This window comes from Salegentibacter maritimus, from assembly GCF_016236915.1.
GTDB lineage: Bacteria > Bacteroidota > Bacteroidia > Flavobacteriales > Flavobacteriaceae > Salegentibacter > Salegentibacter maritimus.
The window spans coordinates 1-18,807 of record NZ_JAEHOK010000011.1; the positions used below are offsets into that span (position 1 = coordinate 1).

The following is an 18,807-nucleotide window of genomic DNA, read 5'->3' on the forward strand; positions in this document are numbered from 1 at the left end:
GAACAAGGGATGATAACCAGCCATTAGATGCGGAATACCCCGTGGGAACCACCAATATTACATGGACCGTGACAGATGATAATGGAAACGAGGCTCAACCGGTAATACAAACCATAACGGTAACTGACGATCAGGCGCCGGTAATTGCTGAACAGGAAAATATTACAGTAAATACAGATCCCGATAGCTGTGGGGCAACTGTTAATTATTCGGTTCCTTCGGCTAATGATAATTGTGGCATAGAAAGCATAGAACTTACTGAGGGCTTAGCTTCTGGTGCTGAATTTCCGATAGGAGAAACAAAAATAACATATACGGCAACTGATGTGAATGGTAATTCAGTAAACTCTAGTTTTGTAGTTAATGTAATAGACAATGAAGCTCCGGTATTAACCTGCCCCGATAATATTCAACTAAGTGTTGAAAATGGAACAGATTCTATTGTTGTTAATTATGAAGGGGTTTCAGTTACAGATAACTGTTCAGGAACCAGTATTGAACTCATAGAAGGCTTTGCTTCCGGCGAAGAGTTCCCTGTAGGAGAGACCGTAGTAACATATCAGGTTACTGATGCTTCCGGAAATTCTGTTAGCTGTTCATTCCTGGTAATTATTGAAGAAACTCCACCGATACCGTCTGCTCCGGAAGTTGACCTTATTCAACCAGACTGTTTAACACCAACCGGGGTAATCCTAATAAATACTGAAAACGGACTTACCTATAGTATAGATGGTGAAAACTATGAAGCGATACAGGAATTTACAGATCTTGAACCGGGAACTTACCAGGTAACCGCAAAGGATGAATTTGGCCAGGTATCTGAAGCTACAGAAGTTATATTAGAAGAACCTATTGCAACTGAAATTGAGACAAGTACTATAAGCCTTTGTATAGAAGACTCAAGCTTTAATCTTTTTGAACTTTTGGAAGGTGAATATGATGACTCCGGAGTTTGGGTAGATACTGAGCAAACCGGTGCTTTAACTCAAGATTTTATTGACCCGGCATTGTTACAGGTTGGCACTTATACTTTTGAATATCAAATTAACAATGGTATTTGTAACTCTACCACAAGCGTAACGGTGAACATTAATGATGATTGTGTGGTATTACCATGTAGCCTGGAAGATATTAAGTCCAGTATATCGAAAGCGGTAACGCCAAACGGGGATAATCGCAATGATTATTTCACAATAGATTTTGCCAGTGAATGTGGATTTACTTATGACTTGATGATCTTTAACCGATGGGGAAATAAAATATATGAAGCCACTAATTATCAAAACGATTGGGATGGCTATGCTACAAATTCGGCAACGAGTTCTAATCAATTGCCATCCGGAACTTACTTCTATATCCTGGAAATTAGAAATAGCGGATTTGAACCAATACAAGGTTACATCTATTTAGGAACAAAATAAAAACAGAACATCATGAAATATATATACCTACTCCTATTCTGTATTATATCTTCCATAACTGGATTAGCGCAGCAATTGCCGCAGTTTACCCAGTATATGTACAATACTATATCTATAAACCCGGCGTATGCCGGTAGCAGGGATGGATTTTCCATAACGGCATTAAACCGAAATCAATGGGCCGGCGTTAGTGGGGCACCAAAAACCCAAACGCTTTCCATCCACTCCCCGCTTACCAACGATAAAGTAGGCCTGGGACTTTCGGTAATAAACGATAAAACCGGCTATGAAAATTACACCTATGCATATGGTGATTTTGCCTATCGTTTAGATTTCAATAATGATGTCTCTTTAGCTATGGGTTTAAAAGCCGGAATGAGCTATTACAATCTCGACCGGGAACTATTTAACGATCCGCAGGTTTTAAATGATCCCTTTTTTGAAGATAGATTTAATAAATGGACACCCAATTTTGGGCTTGGTTTTTATCTATCTTCCCAAAATTGGTATATAGGGGCATCGGCACCAAAGCTAATCAATAACAACAACCACGAGTTTAATGAATTTCTAGCTATGGAACAGATTCACTATTACCTTACAGGTGGTTATGTTTTTGATCTAAACGAAAACCTAAAATTTAGGCCCACATCTTTACTTAAGATGACCAGCGGTGCCCCACTTTCAGTAGATTTTTCTGGAACAATGATTTTTAATGAGAAATTTTATCTGGGGGCTAATTGGAGGTTAGACGATGCCCTGGGGGCTTTCCTGGATATAGAACTCTTTGATGGTTTTAGGGCCGGTTATGCCTATGAATACTCTATTTCAGATATTAGACCATATACCTCGGGATCTCATGAAATCTTACTTATTTATGAATTCAGGTTCCAAAAAACACGCTATAAATCACCCCGATTCTTCTAAAATAAAAGCTGCTAATTATGAAAAAACTATACTATTTAAGCCTATTTTTCTTCGTGTTTAGCATGTCGGTGCAAGCACAATATGGGAAACAAAAGAGAGCAGATAAACTTTATAATAATCTCGCTTATACTGAAGCTGTAGAAGTTTATAAGGATCTTATTGAAAACGACTATAATACCAGGGAAAATAGGATAAAACTGGCCGAGATTTACATGAAATTAAGAAGTCCGGAGAATGCTGTATTCTATTATGAAGACATTTTAGAGGATTCTTTAAATAGTTCTGCCGAATATTATTATGACTATGCCAGGGCATTACGTGGAGCTAAAAGATATGAAGAGTCACGAAAATGGCTACAAAAATATCTTGATAGCGATGGAAAAGTTGTTGCTGAAGTTAGTAAAATACTTAACGCAAAGCATCCGGAGGTTCAAACTACGTATACACTCACAAAAACCGGGTTTAATTCAGAATTCAGTGACTTTGGAGCGGTAAAGTATGAGGGGAAAACCTATTTTGTTTCTGCCAGAAACACGAATAATTCAGACAAAAAATATTCCTGGAATGACGAGCCATTCCTGGATATTTATGAGCTAAACCCTCAAAATGAAGCTACTTCAATTTCAGAAGAAATCAATACTAAATTACACGATGGCCCTTTAAGCTTTAGTCCTAACGGTGAAACGCTTTATTTTACCAGAAACAACTATTATAATAACAAAGAAGGAAAACGTGACGAAGAGGCTACAAATCATTTAAAGATTTATTCTGCTCAAAACTCAGGTGGAGCCTGGACGAATATCCAGGAACTGCCATTTAACAGTGACGCCTATTCTGTAGGACATCCATCGGTTTCCAAAGATGGAAAGACACTTTACTTCACATCTAATATGCCCGGTGGTGAGGGTGGCACCGATCTCTATAAAGTTACTATAAATGGAAATAATAATTTTGGAGTTCCTGAAAACCTGGGAGAAAAAATTAATACAGCTAAAGATGAAACCTTTCCTTTTATAGATGAAGATGAAGTACTATATTTTTCCTCATCAGGTCACGGAGGTTATGGTTTGGCAGATATTTTTAAAATTGATTTAAAAAATGGGAACGCCCAAATTACCAATCTTGGAGAAACTATAAACAGCAACTTAGATGACTTTAGTTATTTTCGCGAATCTGATACTAATGCCGGGTTTATAGCTTCAAACCGTGAAGGCTCAGATAATGTATACGCATTTAATCGCCTGCTTCCACTAATTTTAAAAGGAAAAGTTACCGATGCGGTGAATGGCAATCCTATTGCGCAGGCCACTATTAGGCTTTTCAATGAAAAGAACGAACAAATTGCCTTTCTGGAGTCTGATAACGATGGAAATTACAAAACAAAAGTAAACAGAAATATAAGTATTCCCCTGGAAGCAAAACAGATAGAGTATAAGAGTTTCAAGGCTACTTTAAGCACCAAAAACATGGAAGATAAAGTAGAAATGGAATATAATATTGCTCTTCAACCTGTGGCCGATGTAGAGTATTTGGCAGAAATAAACAATATATACTTTGATTTTGACAAAAGCAATATTAGACCTGATGCCGCAAAAGAGTTAGATAAACTGGTAAAATTAATGCGTGATGAGTATCCCGATCTGGTAATTGAAATTGGATCGCATACCGACAAACGGGGAAGTGAAGCTTACAACGAAGCTTTGGCCGAAAGAAGAGCTAAAGCAACTCGTGATTACTTAATTGCCGAAGGAATTGATAAAAACCGTATTAAGGAGCAAGGCTATGGTGAACGTGAACCTGCAATAGCTTGTGATAGATGTTCCAGAGAGCAGCATCAATTAAACCGGCGTTCTATGTTTAGTGTTGTAAACATGGATTAAGCTATTATGCTTATTTTAAAAATTATAAAGAGGTTGTCTGAAAAGTCAACCTCTTTTTTATTGAAAATAATACAGGATAGTATTATTTTCATGGTATGAAAGCCAAAGTTGTATTTAAGACTTATAACCAATCGCAGTTAAGTCTTTTACCTCCCAGTTATGATGATTTGGTACCTGCCCATCATCCCGTTCGAATTGTCAACACTATAATTGATCAAATCGACATCGCCGACTTAGAGCGAAGCTATAAAGGTGGTGGCACCTCCAGTTACCATCCTAGGATGCTACTCAAAGTTACCATCTATGCCTACCTGCGTAATATGTATTCCTCGCGTAAAATAGAACAAGCCCTTTTGGAGAACCTCCATTTTATGTGGCTTAGTGGTCAAAGTAAACCCGATCATAATACGATTAATGATTTTAGGGGCAAACGCTTAAAAGGGGAGTTCAAAAATATTTTCAATCAGGTGGTTCTTTTACTGGCCGACCAGGGCGTATTATCTTTAAAAGAACTCTTTGTGGATGGCACTAAGATAGGGGCCAATGCCAATCGCTTTACTTTTGTATGGGGTAAATCCATCAAGAACAGTAAGGAGCGTATTAAGAAACAGCTTCGGGAACTATGGTCTTATGTGGAAAAGGTATATGACCAGGAACAACTGCTTCCCAATGAGCCTGATTTTGAGGCTATCGACCCAGATGAAGTAGCCAAAACCATTGATGCCATTAATGACGCATTAAAAGATAAGGAGGTGGATAAAAAAGTAAAACAAAAGCTCAACTATGCCAAGAAGAACTGGCCGGGAAACCTGAAGAAATACCAAAAGCAGAAAGCTATCCTGGGCAAACGTAACAGTTATAGCAAGACCGACCCCGATGCCACTTTTATGCGGATGAAAGATGATTATATGCAGAACGGGCAGTTAAAACCTGGATATAACCTTCAAGCCTCCACCAACAACCAGTTCATCACCAACTATACTTTAGCCCAAACCACCGCCGATACCACTACTTTAAAAGATCACCTACAAGATCATATAGACTCCTATGATCAAATTCCTCAAAGCCTTACCGCAGATGCCGGCTATGGCAGTGAAGAGAATTATACCGATCTGGAAGAAAAGGAAATTACTGCTTATGTAAAATACAACTACTTCCATAAAGAGCAACGCGATAAAAAGCACCACGAAAATCCATTCCATCCGGACAACCTATTCTATAATAAAGAAACCGATACGTATTATTGCCCGATGGGCCAGGCGATGAATAAAGTAAATAGTTATGAGAAGAAAACAACTACCGGTTTTAAGCAGCAAATCCATCGGTATCAGGCTATCAACTGCCAGGGGTGCCCTTTGCGGGGCAGCTGTCATAAAGCCAAAGGAAACAGGACTATCGAGCGTAATCACAATCTGATTCGTCTTAAGGAAACTGCCAGGAACCTATTACTAAGTGAAGAGGGAATAGCTCATCGCAAAAGAAGATGCTGGGATGTGGAAGCCGTCTTTGGAAATATCAAGCAAAACATGGGTTTTAAGCGATTTATGCTCCGGGGAATGGATAAAGTAACCACTGAAATAGGCCTAATAGCGATAGCTCATAACCTTAAAAAGTTCACTCTAGTACAGTGAAAAGAAACATCCTATTAACTTTTAACCCTTAACGAATAACTGAAACTAAAAAATATTAAAACTACCAAAAAAAGGATAAAAAAAGACCGCCTAAAAAAGCTTTTTAGACGGCCTCTTTTTAGCTTAATCAAGTTATAAAAAATAATTACTCTACTTTCTTATAAATATATTGGTGAAATAATTACGTCCGTTTGCATCATCTACTACCGACACGCCAAAATGAGAGTGATTACCTTCAATATTTTCTTTATGTCCTTTACTATTTAGCCAGGCTTTTACAACAGCATCTGCAGTACGATAACCATATCCCACATTTTCGCTAACCGCTTTAGCTCCTACTGTCTTTACTAAATTTTCGTAGCGCACTCCAAAATTGTCGTGACTAACTTTCCCCACCTCTAACATATAATAATTATGGCTCTCTGCTTCAAAAGAGATTTCAGCAATTGGCTGTAGTGGTTTAAGATCTAATGTTTTTCTATGTTCATTCACCAGTTTTAAAATAGTGTTTTCAATTTCAGAATAATCAAAATGCACTTTTTCTTCAGCGGTGTGATTGTAAGAATTTACTTCTTCCTCTATACTTTCTTTTGCACAAGAAACTGTCGATACAGCCAGCAAAACAAGTACAAAAAATCTAAATGTACTTTTTTTCATAGGTCATGATATTAGACTTGGGTAGTTAAAAGTACATTTTTTATCGACTAAATGCATAGGCGGATGTACATTTCATCGATTTTTTCTGCATTTTAACATTTTTAGTAGGATTAAACCTACTAAAAACGAGATGTTTAAACACCTGCTAGTCAAAAATGTAAGTAAAATAAAGTGGAAGTGCTATTCAAAGATAAAAACCTTACCGTCATCGGCTAGATCAACTTTATTAAAAATGCTTGTAGCTTCTTTTTTAAATAAATTGATATTGGTATAGCGTGTAGAATAATGTCCTAAGATTAATTTCCCTACCCCCGCTTCTTTGGCAATCTGTGCGGCTTCTTTTGCGGTACTATGCTTGGTAGGAAATGCCAACTCAGCTTTATCTTCTAAAAATGTAGATTCGTGATACAAAACTGTAGTACCACTAATTTGTGGAATCATTTTTGGGTTAAAAGCTGTGTCACTGCAGTAAGCATAACTTTTTGGTGGTTCTGGATTAGCAGTTACCAGATGATTGGGAACAAGCTCCCCTGACTCTGACCTAACATCTTTTCCTTTTTTTAAGCTCCTATACAAAGCAACATCTATATTATATTCAATTGCTTTATCAATAAGTAGTTTACGGTCTCCCGGCTTCTCCTTAAAAAGAAAACCATTAGTGTATACCCTATGCACCAATGGTATAGTTTCTACACTTAGTTTTTCATCCTCATAAATAATTTGGGCTTCTTTACTTTCTAATTCATGAAAATAAAGTGGATAATTTGTCCAGGAATTAGACAATTTTAATTGTAGCGTAATGATCTCTTTTATTCCCTTTGGGCCATAAACATGCAGCTCATTTTCCCGGTTCAATAATCTAAAGGTGGAAATAAGGCCTACAAGTCCGTAACAATGATCCCCGTGCAGGTGAGATATGAAAATATGTTTTATTTTAGAGAACCTTATTTTATTCTTCCTTAGTTGTACCTGGGTTCCTTCACCACAATCAATTAAAAACAACTCGTTTTTCATTTCCAGAACCTGAGCGCTGGGATTGGTAAAGCTACGCGGGGTAGCGGCATAACAACCAAGGATATTGAGCTTCATAGAAAAGGTTTATATCCCTAAGTCTCTTTGAATTTCGTCCATTTGAATTAAATCTTCGGCTTCTCTCAATGTAGGAACCATAATAATGTCTTCAGGCAATTCGTCTATAGTAATGGCGTTACTAACCAAAACAAAAGATTTATTTTGTGCTTGATGAATTTTAGAGATTTCTAAAAAACCCAGCACCTCATCTTTCTTAAGGTTTTTATAAGCCAGAAGATTAACTACTAGATTCTTCTTCTCAAATTCGGTATGTCTCTGGGTAAGAAGCGAAACAAAATCTACAATTGGGGCTTCCAGGGGTTCTATTAAGATATAATTTTCTTTCTCTAAAATCTTCATAAGTTCAATCTTTAAATTTAAAATTATTTAAGCCTAACCTCTACCTATTAATTTTAGAAGCAAGTAAATATATTACCGCCATCCTAACGGCAACTCCATTTTGAACCTGATCTAAAATAATAGCGTTTTCGGCATCAGCAACCTGACTGGTAATTTCTACCCCCCTGTTTATTGGTCCCGGGTGCATTACCACTATTTCTTTATCCAGACTTTCCAATAAGCTTTTATTCAACTGAAATTGTTGAGCATATTCGCGGGTACTTGGAAAATAACTTATATCCATACGCTCATTTTGAACCCTAAGCATATTAGCTACATCACACCATTCTATAGCTTTTTTAAGATTGGTCTCCACACCTACCCCTAAAGATTCTATATGTTTTGGTATAAGTGTTTTTGGACCACATACCTTCACCTCGGCTCCCTGTAATTTCAGTGCAAAAATATTAGATAGTGCCACTCTACTATGAAGAATGTCCCCAACAATAACCACCTTTTTCCCTCTTACTTCCCCAAGACGTTCTCTAATAGAATAAGAATCTAAAAGTGCCTGGGTAGGATGCTCGTGGGCCCCGTCTCCAGCATTAACGATACTTGCATTTACATGGCGGGAAAGAAATATACCTGCACCGGGGTTTGGATGCCTCATAACTACCATATCAACCTTCATGGAGAGAATGTTGTTTACGGTATCTATAAGCGTTTCTCCTTTTTTAACCGAAGAAGAAGCTGCCGAGAAATTAACAACATCTGCACTTAATCGTTTTTCAGCAAGCTCGAACGAAAGGCGGGTACGGGTTGAATTTTCAAAAAATAAATTAGCTATGGTAATATCTCTTAGCGAAGGGACTTTTTTTATAGGCCGGTTTATCACTTCCTTAAAATGATCGGCCGTTTTAAAAATAAGCTCAATATCTTTCTCATTAAGATATTTAATTCCAAGTAAGTGGTTTACACTTAATTCGCTCATATATTTACTTATTTAGAAACCAGATAAACCACGTCTTCCCCATCGTTTTCTTTCCAGTTTACTATTACTTTTTCTTCATTTATGGCATCTACCTGCCTCCCATTATAATCAGGTTGTATTGGTAAATGACGGCTAAATCTTCTATCTATAAAACTTAATAATTCTATTTCGGCGGGCCTGCCAAATGATTGTATTGCTGTAAGCGCCGCTCGTATACTCCTGCCAGTATACAGCACATCGTCTATAAAAACAACTTTCTTATCTTCAACTATAAAATCTATTTTAGTCTTATTGGCTTCAAGAGGTTTCTCTCCTCTTCTAAAATCATCCCGATAGAAAGTAATGTCTAAATGCCCGTAATTCAAATCTGTGATCCCATATTCTTCTTGAAGGATTTTTATAATTCTTTCGGCAAGAAAAACACCCCGGGGTTGGATTCCAATTATAACCGTATGCTTAAAATCGGTATGATTTTCAACTAACTGGCAGGCAAGACGGTGGAGAATAATATTTATCTCATCGGCATTCAGTAATATTCTTTGACCCATAATTAGTTGCAAAAAGTAGAATTTCTACCACAAAAGTAAGCTTTTTTATCTTTTTCTAAAGTTCAATGAGCTTCAGATTATAAATCTTTTTTTAGAACAGTTTCCGAAAAAAACTATAGACTATATAATTTTCTTCGTAAATTAAACCTGCAATTTAATCTATAAAATTTAAGTTATGAGCTACTATTTTAATACTACGTTAAAAGAAAAAAACTTTGATAAAGCTATAAAAACAGTAACTGCAGCTTTAAAAGAAGAAGGGTTTGGGGTACTTACTGAAATTGATGTAAAAGAAACACTGAAAAAAAAGATTGATGTAGACTTTAAAAAATACAGGATTTTAGGTGCCTGTAATCCCGTATTTGCGCATAAAGCATTAAAAAGCGAAGATAAGATTGGCGTTTTTCTGCCTTGCAATGTAATTGTTGAAGAAAACGAAAATGGTGAAATTGAAGTTTCTGCAGTAGATCCAATTTCTTCCATGCAAGCGGCAAAAAATGATTCTCTCGAGGAAATAGCCACAGAAGTACAGCAAAAACTTAAGAAGATAATAGCTTCATTGAACTAAATTATCTTCAAGCTCATTATAATAATTAATTATCCTGATTATGGTAGTAAAAAGACACAATTACGAAACAGTTAGCCAGGCTATTAATGGTTTGGCGTCTCGCGGATATACTACCGACTTTAAATTAGAGCCGGAAAACGATAAACTAGTAGATACCGCACGTAGCCTGCAGCTTTCGCCTGAAGAGTTTGAGATAGATGAAATTTATAGGTTTGAAGGGATGACAGATCCCGGAGACGAAATGATTGTATATGCAATTTCCTCCCATAATCATAAAATAAAGGGTGTTTTAGTAAATGCCTTTGGCACATATTCAGATTCCAACACGTATAATATTGTAAAACGGCTTCATAAACACCTTTAATGAAAAAGGGCCATCAATAAGGATATTGAATTTCAGTTAAGCAAAAAGACACCTATTCGGGTTATTTATGCCACCATCCCCTACAATTCACTTTTTCCACTAAAATTCCATAAGGTCAAATCTATTTAAGTTTGATATTAACTTTACTTTTATAATTACTTTAACCTTGTTTTAGTTACTTTTTGCTTACTTAAGCATAAAAAACATGGAACACAAAATACTTGGTCTGCATCATATTACGGCAATTGCCGGAAATGCGCAACGCAACTACGACTTCTACACAAAAATACTGGGATTAAGAATGGTTAAGAAAACTGTGAATTTTGATGATCCCAAAACCTATCATTTTTATTTTGGAGATGAAAGTGGAACACCCGGCAGCATCCTCACATTTTTCCCATGGGAAGGAGTTAAAAAAGGCAAAAATGGTGTAGGCATGGCTACAGAAATTGGTTATTCTGTTCCCGCAGGAAGCCTGGATTTTTGGAAAGAACGCTTTGAAAAACATGGAGTGGAATATGGTAAAACCAGAGAACAATTTGGTGAAGAATATTTAGCTTTTCGTGATCCCGACGGTCTTAATTTAAAATTGGTAGTTCCCAAACATAGTGATGATCGGCAAGCCTGGCAAACAGATGAGATTAATAGCGATGTTGCCATAAAAGGCTTTCATAACGTTACCCTTACCCTTAATAACGTAGGTCCTACGGCTGGTATTCTTACCGATATTTTTGGATATGAACTCGAGGAAAAGGAAGATGATTTTTACCGATATAAGACCAATACCGTAGAAAATGCGGCCATAGTAGACATCCATCAGGATCCTACTGCTGAGCGCGGTATTAACGCCGGTGGAACTAATCATCATATTGCTTTTCGGGTTAAAAATGAAGAAACTCAAATGTATTTTAGAGATAAGATTAGAGAAAAAGGCCTTCAAATCACTGAAAAAATAGATAGGGATTATTTCTTCTCACTTTATTTTAGAGAACCCGGGGGAGTCTTATTTGAAATTGCAACCGATAATCCGGGATTCACAAGGGATGAAAGCCTGGAAGAGCTTGGTAGCGCGCTCAAACTGCCTTCGCAATATGAAGGTTCCAGAGATAGAATTGAAAAACTTCTTCCGGAATTAAAACACTAGATAAAACTAAAAGACTATCTGAAAATTTTAGATCTCCGATGAAAAATCGGTGCAAACTCTGAAATAAAATCAGGATTACGTTTAATGATTTTCAGATAGTCTTTATTACTAAGAAATCCTCTACTCTACTACATACATCTCATTAGAGGCTTTAATATACTCTTGCGGATTAAAAGTAGACTCAAAACTGTTTCTTACCGTATTCAGTTTATTCTTTAAATCTACAATCTTGGTTTTTAAATATTCATCGTTTTCATATTTCTTGATAAGAGAGTCATACTTCTTTAGGTTTTCAAGAATTCTAAAAGTAATAGTCCCAAACCTTATTTTTAAATTCTGCACTGCAATCATTTGATCGTGATAATCCTGCTTCCAGTTTTCAGGGTTCTTCGCTTTCTCTTGCACAATCTTATTTTCTGCTATTTTTGAAATGTCTAGAATATATTGGGTACGCTTTTTTGCATCGGTTTCGTTGGTGAATTTTTTATCAAACTCCTTTGGATCTATCTCAAGAATTTGCACCAGGTTTTCCTGCATTGCCTTTTCCTGAAGCTCTTTTAATTCATCCAGGTTTTTATTTATAGACTCCCATTCGGTCTCTATAAGATCTTTATCATGGGTAAATTGTGCGACAGTTGTGGTTAACTTCAACATTTCTGTACTTTGGTTTTTTAGCTTTTTATCGCCCCAACCCAACGAATTTATAAAGCTGCCAATTCCGTCAAAAACGGTTCCTGCGAACATTCCTGTAAAGGGCGTACCTTGTGCAAGATCTCCGGTGACAGACAAAATATGGCTTAGGGCGGAAAGCCTGGCATCATTCTTCTTTTCTTCTTCTACAAACTTTCTAAATTCACCAAACCATTCCTGGTAGCCTTCATAATGCATAGGATTACTCACCTCATCTAATGTAGCATAAAACTCTCTTGAAGCGTTAAAAAGATTCAAAGGTTTAATTTCCCGCTCCATAGAAGCCAGATTTAATACAGCCGAACTGTAATTATATTTGTAAACACTAATGGTATTTTTGTCTATTTCTTCCTGGCGTTCTTCCAGGAACTTTACCCTTTCCAATAGCTTTTCAACCTTTTCGGCCGAGGAATTCGTGTTCTGTATACTTTCATCCAGGTTACTAATTTTAGAGTCGATTTCTTTAATTCTAAACTCCAGGTTCTGACTTAACAAGCTTCGCTCACGGTTAAGTTCCTGAAGCACTTGTTGGGTTACCGATTGGTCTTCGGCAAAGCTTTGCGCAAAACTATTTTGAAAAAGCGTTCCTAATACAAACAAAAAAACAAAACCCAATTTATTCATTGTAGATAATTTTTAATCGTTAGTAAGCATTTTTTAACGACCCGAAGATAATCATATTTTGTGCCAGTTCTATTTAATATCTTAATTAACAGGCTTTCCTAACCTGCTAAGAATTGGAAATACCACCTTATTTTTAGCTCCAAAAGAAGTCTTAAGTTCTTTTATTATGAGGTTTACAGGGTTTATTCCTTTTTCTTTTTCGTAATGCTTTACAGCACTCTAGGTGTTTAAATAGCCTACTAAATGTTCAAAAGACCAGGTATATTCCTGCTGAAATCCCGGGGATTTTATTTCCTGAAATGGAAAAGGAATCGTTTGATACTGTTCATCCAGGTAGCGTCTTTCTTTATCCCAAAAATCGCCAATAATATTACGATAAAACTTAAGAATAACTGCATTGGTTTCAGGGTTGCTTCTAAATAAAGAATAACCTATTACCGCAATGAGACCATTAGGTTGTAAAACACGGTTTACTTCTTTATAAAATTGCTCAAAATCGAACCAGTGAATAGCTTGTGCCACTGTAATTAAATCGAATTTATTATCTGAGAAATCTGTATTTTCTGCGGCTTGTAAAGAATAATGAATATTATCTTTTTTAATTGCATGCTTTAATTGTTGGCAACTAATATCTGAAGCCTGTACTTCTTTAAAAAAAGTTGCCAATTCTGCAGCCACCTGCCCATTTCCGGTGCCACAATCCCAGACATTTTCAGTAGTATTCAATTTTTCCTTTAAAAATTGATACAAAGCTTTAGGGTAAGTAGGTCTATAAGTAGCATAAGCTGAAGAGTGTGAAGAAAAGTTATCTTTCATAAGGCTTCCTGTTTCCTCTAAATTAAGAAAATAGGAAACAAAAAGAGCCACTTAAACAGCGGCTCTTAAACTTATATTTAGAATTAATAAAGAATTATACGTTAAACCTAAAGTGCATTACATCACCATCTTTTACGATGTATTCTTTACCTTCTACACGCATTTTTCCAGCTTCCTTTACTTTTGCCTCGCTCCCTAAGGTATCAAAATCTTCGTAAGCAATTACTTCAGCTCTAATGAAGCCTTTCTCAAAATCGGTATGAATTACTCCGGCAGCTTGTGGCGCGGTAGCACCTACAGGAATAGTCCAGGCACGTACTTCCTTTACCCCGGCAGTAAAATAAGTTTGAAGATTTAAAAGACTATAAGCTCCACGAATTAACTTAGCTGCTCCCGGCTCTTCCAGACCGATATCCTGAAGGAACATTTGGCGCTCTTCATAATCATCTAATTCGGTAATATCAGCCTCAGTTCCTACGGCAAGCACCAAAACCTCAGCACCTTCTTCCTTTACCGCTTCCCTAACCTTGTCTACGTGTTCATTTCCAGATACCGCAGAACCTTCATCTACATTGCAAACATACATTACCGGCTTATCGGTAATAAATTGCAATGGTTTTATAAATTCCTTTCTTTCATCCTCGGTAAGATCAATAGCTCTAACAGATTTTCCGGCTTCTAAACCGTCTTTTACTTTGGTTAAAGCCTCCAGTTCTTTTTGTGCTTCTTTATTCCCGGTACGGGCGGCACGCTTTACTTTCTCCAACTTTTTATCGGTGGTTTCAAGATCCTTCAGCTGAAGTTCCATATCTATGGTTTCTTTATCCCGAATAGGATCTATAGAACCATCTACGTGTACAATATTATCGTTCTCAAAACAACGTAAAACATGCAAAATTGCATCGGTCTCCCTAATATTTCCCAGGAACTGGTTCCCCAAGCCTTCGCCTTTGCTGGCTCCTTTTACCAAACCGGCAATATCTACTATTTCTACGGTGGCCGGTTGTACTTTTTCCGGATTTACTAAATGTTCTAAACGTTGGATTCTTGGATCTGGAACATTCACCACTCCCACGTTAGGTTCTATGGTACAAAAAGGAAAGTTTGCGCTTTGTGCCTTGGCGTTAGAAAGACAATTAAAAAGTGTCGACTTTCCTACATTTGGTAATCCTACAATTCCGGCTTTCATAGTATTGATTTTTTGCGGCTGCAAATGTACATATTTTCCATGGCAGCCACTAATTTCTTTTTAAATAGTATTTTAATAAGCTAAAGAGCTTAAAAATAAGGGTGTCCTAAAGAATTCATTTTTTTATAATTAACCGTGAACATATAATGAGGCTATTTAAGTTTTGCGACAAATTAGGATTACATAATTAAAGGCTCAACATATAAATATATCTACTATTTTGAAATCATTAAAGATATCTCACAGCAGTTAAATAAATTGGTGCAATCATTGATGCTTAAATACTTATAAAAACATCCGGAACCATTATGAAAAAACTTCAACTACTATTTTTAGCAATTGGATTAAGTCTTATTTCCTGTTATACGGACAGGGACGATATAAATACTTCCGGTAGCAATAACCCGGAAAGTCCTGAAATACCGCAGGAAACCGAAAATCAGTTTATTTCTGAAGATGGCGAAGTATATGCTACAGGATTAGACTGTGAAGGCAATGGAAACTACACTATAGATACTGAAAACCTACTGGAAGCGCTAAATATTCCCGAAGATTTACCCGAAAGCTTTGATTTATCTGAATTTCTACCACCGGTTGGCAATCAGGGTGAATTGGGTTCCTGTGCTTCCTGGGCCACCAGCTATTACATGAAATCTTTTCAGGAAAAAATTGAATCGGACCTTGCCTATTCTGAAGCAAATATTCTGAGCCCATCATATACCTACAACCAACTTACAACCGATGACTGCGGTGGGACTTCTATCTCTGAAACGCTTGCTTTAATTAAAAACCAGGGCGTGGCCGCACTGGATATTTTTCCCTATACAGAAGATGAATGTAGTACCCAGCCTGGAGAAGCTGCAATTGAAGCCGCAAAGCAAACTCGAATATCTGATTATAAAGCTTTAAGCGGCGAAAATATGGTGGCCGAAATAAAAACCTTTGCTTTTCAATCTAGGTTAACCCGATATTAAAATAGGTGATTTCCATATTTCTACCTGGCATTGTTTGCTAATTATTAGTTTAAACTAACTTTGCAGCTATGGAAGATACCCGGGTTTTACATACGCTTAAAGAATATTTTGGTTACGATAGTTTTAGACCACTCCAAAAGAAAATAATAGATTCGGTTTTTGCAGGAAAAGATAACCTGGTAATTATGCCCACCGGTGGCGGTAAATCTATTTGCTACCAGCTTCCTGCTATTTTGCTTCCTGAAATTACCCTTGTTATTTCGCCGCTTATCGCCTTAATGAAAGACCAGGTAGATGGGCTTACTGCCAATGGCATTCCCGCCGCTTTTTTAAACAGCAGCCAAACAGAAAGCCAGCAACAGGAAATCTTTAAAAAAATTGATTCCAAAGAACTAAAATTGCTTTATGTAGCCCCGGAAAGCCTACAGTTTGTTGATAAGTTTATGACCGATGGAAAAATTAGCCTGATTGCAGTAGACGAAGCCCATTGTATCTCTAGCTGGGGACACGATTTTAGACCGGCTTATACGCAGTTGGGTTATTTAAAAAACCGATTCCCCACTACCCCAATGATTGCGCTAACCGCTACAGCCGATAAAGCGACGCGCGAAGATATTTGCCGGCAATTAAATATACCCACGGCTAAAAAGCACATCGCTTCTTTTGATAGGAAAAACCTAAGTTTAGATGTGAGGGCCGGAATTAAACGCTTTGAACAAATAACTAATTTCGTTAAAACACGTAAAAAAGAAAGCGGAATAATTTATTGCCTAAGTAGGAAAAACACTGAAGAAATCGCTGAAAAACTGCAACGAAAAGGTTTTGAGGCTGAAGCTTACCACGCCGGTTTACCGGCAGAAAAACGCATTGAAATTCAGGATAATTTCATCAACGATCACTCAAAGATTATTTGTGCTACTATCGCTTTTGGGATGGGAATAGATAAATCTAATATTCGCTGGGTAATTCATTACAACATGCCCAAAAACCTGGAAGGTTACTACCAGGAAATTGGTAGGGCCGGTAGGGACGGGTTGCCTTCAGATACTTTGCTTTTTCACAGTTATGCCGATGTGGTGCAGCTACAAAAATTTGCTTCAAACTCAGGAAATGAAGAGGTGCAGCTAGCAAAGCTAGACCGAATGAAACAATATTCGGAAGCTTTAAGCTGCAGGCGAAAAATATTATTAAGCTATTTTGGAGAGTTAAAACAAGAAGATTGTGGCAACTGTGATATTTGTAAGAATCCGCCGCAGTTTTTTAATGGAACAGTAATCGCTCAAAAAGCCCTTTCCTGTATTTTCAGGCTAAAGGAGAATGAACCTATTACTTTAGTGATAGATGTGCTTCGCGGTTCACAAAACGAAGCAGTTTTCAGCAAAAATTATCAGCAAATTAAAACCTTTGGTATAGGCAAAGATATTTCCTGGCATCATTGGCAACAGTATATTATTCAACTTATTAACCTTGGTTATATAGAGATTGCTTTTCACAGGGGCAATAACCTACAGCTCACTTCCATGGCAAAAAATGTGCTTTTTGAAGGTGAAAAAGTACAACTTGCCGAAGTTCCCGATCGAAAAAAGCTCAAACGTCGTGAAGAAAATATTGTTGAAGAAAATTCTTCCGATAATTCCCTTTTCGAAAAATTAAGGCAATTGCGTTTAAAAATTGCCCGGGAAGAAGAAATCCCTGCCTACCTTATCTTTAATGATGCAACCTTAAAGGAAATGGAGAAGTCCCGCCCTATGACCGATGATGAATTTCTTCAAATTAATGGTGTGGGAAGACAAAAAATGCAGGATTACGGCTATGAGTTCATCAAAGAGATTATCGCTTTCAGTAAAGCCAAACGAACTAACAAAAAGAGAAAAAAATCAAATACCTACAAGGCAACCCTTAATTTATTAAATGAAGGTTTAAGTTTAGAGGAAATAGCCCAAAAACGGGAATTGTCTATTACCACCATTTATTCGCATTTAGCTAAACTATATGTTGAAAATGAAGCAGTAGACCCATTAAAATATATTTCTAAAGCCGATTTTAAAGCTATTGAAAAAGCAAAAGCCGAACTAAAAAACCCCGAAGGTTTAAAAGTGTATTTTGAACATTTTGAAGGTGCCATAGATTACGGTAGTATTCGGTTGGCTTTAACTGTCCTGGAAAAACAGGAAGCAGAGGTTTAAAAATCTTCCAGGCCAATTTTATTTAAAAGCAATCCTGAAGCCGGCACAACATAGTTCATTTGCATTTGCACGCCCGGTTTTAAGCTGTTTTCAAGATCTGTTAAACTTAATTCCCCTTTGCCAAGCTGTAATAAAGCGCCCATCATAAGCCTTACCTGGTGTCTTAAAAAACCGGCGCTATGAATATGAAAAATATAAGATTTCTCAGGAAAAAAACTGGCGGTTATTTCGGTGTTTTCTACTAATTCAGATTTTATGATCTCGCGCTCAAATTTACTGTTCTTGGAAACCCGCACACAGTAATTCCTAAATTGGTGTTTACCTTCAAAAAGCCTGGCTCCCTTTTTCATTAATTCGATATCCAAATCAAATTGAAAATTCGCCATTAAAGGTGCACAAAACGGATGGTTTTTTTCTCCAAAACTAAACAGGTACGCATATTCCTTAAGTTTTGGATGTTGAATTATATTAAACTTTGCATCTACTTCGGTTATAGAAAGTGCCCGAATATCCTGTGGCAAATTAAGATTGAACTCTTTTAAGAATTCATCTAAATCGTTTAATGGCTGGTAATCTAAAAACAGCTCAAAAGCCGATTCCTGAGCAGATACCATGGCATCGGTTCTACTGGTGCCTAAAATTTTAAATTTTTCTTCAGGCAACACATATCTAAGGGTTTTAGTGATTAACTCTTCTACCGTTTTTACATCGGGCTGCTTTTGCCAACCGTGTAACCGATAACCTAAATACTGAATTTTAATTAAGTAAAAATAACGCCTGGGTTGCAAAT

18 protein-coding genes are annotated in these 18,807 nt (G+C 36.9%); 9 read left to right on the forward strand and 9 right to left on the reverse strand.

Annotated elements, in window-relative coordinates:
- The 4 genes from I6U49_RS09495 to I6U49_RS09510 form a co-directional block, all read left to right on the forward strand.
- Positions 1 to 1,421 (forward strand): HYR domain-containing protein (locus tag I6U49_RS09495; protein ID WP_198628490.1); only part of this gene is annotated, 1,421 nt, incomplete at its 5' end.
- A gap of 12 nt (positions 1,422 to 1,433) precedes the next feature.
- The gene (locus tag I6U49_RS09500) at positions 1,434 to 2,345 is read left to right on the forward strand and encodes a PorP/SprF family type IX secretion system membrane protein (protein WP_198628491.1); all 912 of its coding nucleotides are present in this window, start codon (positions 1,434 to 1,436) and stop codon (positions 2,343 to 2,345) included.
- Between the two features lie 17 nt (positions 2,346 to 2,362).
- Entirely contained in the window at positions 2,363 to 4,225 is a 1,863-nt protein-coding gene (locus I6U49_RS09505; RefSeq protein WP_198628492.1) for an OmpA family protein, read from the forward strand.
- Between the two features lie 95 nt (positions 4,226 to 4,320).
- Complete coding sequence (locus I6U49_RS09510) at positions 4,321 to 5,856, forward strand: IS1182 family transposase (protein WP_198628493.1); 1,536 nt, start codon at positions 4,321 to 4,323, stop codon at positions 5,854 to 5,856.
- 150 nt (positions 5,857 to 6,006) lie between these two features.
- On the opposite strand, the gene I6U49_RS09515 is transcribed toward I6U49_RS09510, so the two are convergent.
- The 5 genes from I6U49_RS09515 to pyrR form a co-directional block, all read right to left on the reverse strand.
- Positions 6,007 to 6,513 (reverse strand): CAP domain-containing protein, encoded by a 507-nt coding sequence (locus I6U49_RS09515; protein ID WP_198628494.1) that lies wholly within the window; start codon positions 6,511 to 6,513, stop codon positions 6,007 to 6,009.
- A gap of 180 nt (positions 6,514 to 6,693) precedes the next feature.
- Positions 6,694 to 7,602: a ribonuclease Z gene (locus tag I6U49_RS09520; protein ID WP_198628495.1), complete on the reverse strand. Its 909-nt coding sequence runs from the start codon at positions 7,600 to 7,602 to the stop codon at positions 6,694 to 6,696.
- Positions 7,603 to 7,611: 9 nt separating this feature from the next.
- The gene (locus I6U49_RS09525; RefSeq protein ID WP_198628496.1) at positions 7,612 to 7,944 is read right to left on the reverse strand and encodes a ribonuclease Z; all 333 of its coding nucleotides are present in this window, start codon (positions 7,942 to 7,944) and stop codon (positions 7,612 to 7,614) included.
- A gap of 40 nt (positions 7,945 to 7,984) precedes the next feature.
- Positions 7,985 to 8,914 carry an aspartate carbamoyltransferase catalytic subunit gene (locus tag I6U49_RS09530; protein ID WP_193710883.1) on the reverse strand — a complete coding sequence of 310 codons (930 nt, stop codon included), beginning with the start codon at positions 8,912 to 8,914 and terminating at the stop codon, positions 7,985 to 7,987.
- Between the two features lie 8 nt (positions 8,915 to 8,922).
- Positions 8,923 to 9,462 carry a bifunctional pyr operon transcriptional regulator/uracil phosphoribosyltransferase PyrR gene (pyrR, locus tag I6U49_RS09535; RefSeq protein ID WP_193710882.1) on the reverse strand — a complete coding sequence of 180 codons (540 nt, stop codon included), beginning with the start codon at positions 9,460 to 9,462 and terminating at the stop codon, positions 8,923 to 8,925.
- Positions 9,463 to 9,637: 175 nt separating this feature from the next.
- On the opposite strand from pyrR, the gene I6U49_RS09540 reads away from it, so the two are divergent.
- The 3 genes from I6U49_RS09540 to I6U49_RS09550 all read left to right on the forward strand — a co-directional run bounded on the left by I6U49_RS09540 (position 9,638) and on the right by I6U49_RS09550 (position 11,538).
- The gene (locus I6U49_RS09540; RefSeq protein ID WP_198628497.1) at positions 9,638 to 10,030 is read left to right on the forward strand and encodes a DUF302 domain-containing protein; all 393 of its coding nucleotides are present in this window, start codon (positions 9,638 to 9,640) and stop codon (positions 10,028 to 10,030) included.
- Positions 10,031 to 10,070: 40 nt separating this feature from the next.
- Positions 10,071 to 10,394 carry a phosphoribosylpyrophosphate synthetase gene (locus tag I6U49_RS09545; RefSeq protein ID WP_193710880.1) on the forward strand — a complete coding sequence of 108 codons (324 nt, stop codon included), beginning with the start codon at positions 10,071 to 10,073 and terminating at the stop codon, positions 10,392 to 10,394.
- A 205-nt stretch (positions 10,395 to 10,599) separates the two neighbouring features.
- A complete protein-coding gene (locus I6U49_RS09550) occupies positions 10,600 to 11,538 on the forward strand; it encodes a ring-cleaving dioxygenase (protein ID WP_193710879.1) in 939 nt (312 codons plus the stop codon).
- Positions 11,539 to 11,658: 120 nt separating this feature from the next.
- Here the strand turns inward: I6U49_RS09550 and I6U49_RS09555 are convergent, their stop codons facing one another.
- The 3 genes from I6U49_RS09555 to ychF all read right to left on the reverse strand — a co-directional run bounded on the left by I6U49_RS09555 (position 11,659) and on the right by ychF (position 14,857).
- The gene (locus tag I6U49_RS09555) at positions 11,659 to 12,852 is read right to left on the reverse strand and encodes a hypothetical protein (protein WP_198628498.1); all 1,194 of its coding nucleotides are present in this window, start codon (positions 12,850 to 12,852) and stop codon (positions 11,659 to 11,661) included.
- A 219-nt stretch (positions 12,853 to 13,071) separates the two neighbouring features.
- Entirely contained in the window at positions 13,072 to 13,668 is a 597-nt protein-coding gene (locus I6U49_RS09560) for a class I SAM-dependent methyltransferase (protein ID WP_232804687.1), read from the reverse strand.
- A gap of 94 nt (positions 13,669 to 13,762) precedes the next feature.
- Positions 13,763 to 14,857 (reverse strand): redox-regulated ATPase YchF, encoded by a 1,095-nt coding sequence (gene ychF, locus I6U49_RS09565; protein ID WP_193710876.1) that lies wholly within the window; start codon positions 14,855 to 14,857, stop codon positions 13,763 to 13,765.
- Between the two features lie 308 nt (positions 14,858 to 15,165).
- Between ychF and I6U49_RS09570 the strand changes: the two genes are divergently transcribed.
- Both I6U49_RS09570 and recQ read left to right on the forward strand, forming a co-directional pair.
- Positions 15,166 to 15,831: a C1 family peptidase gene (locus I6U49_RS09570; protein ID WP_198628499.1), complete on the forward strand. Its 666-nt coding sequence runs from the start codon at positions 15,166 to 15,168 to the stop codon at positions 15,829 to 15,831.
- Between the two features lie 68 nt (positions 15,832 to 15,899).
- Positions 15,900 to 18,017, forward strand: coding sequence for a DNA helicase RecQ (recQ, locus tag I6U49_RS09575; protein WP_198628500.1), 2,118 nt, complete (start codon positions 15,900 to 15,902; stop codon positions 18,015 to 18,017).
- On the opposite strand, the gene I6U49_RS09580 is transcribed toward recQ, so the two are convergent.
- Entirely contained in the window at positions 18,014 to 18,805 is a 792-nt protein-coding gene (locus I6U49_RS09580; protein ID WP_198628501.1) for a tRNA pseudouridine synthase A, read from the reverse strand. The two genes, recQ and I6U49_RS09580, sit on opposite strands and share 4 nt — an antisense overlap.
- Positions 18,806 to 18,807 lie beyond the last annotated feature (2 nt).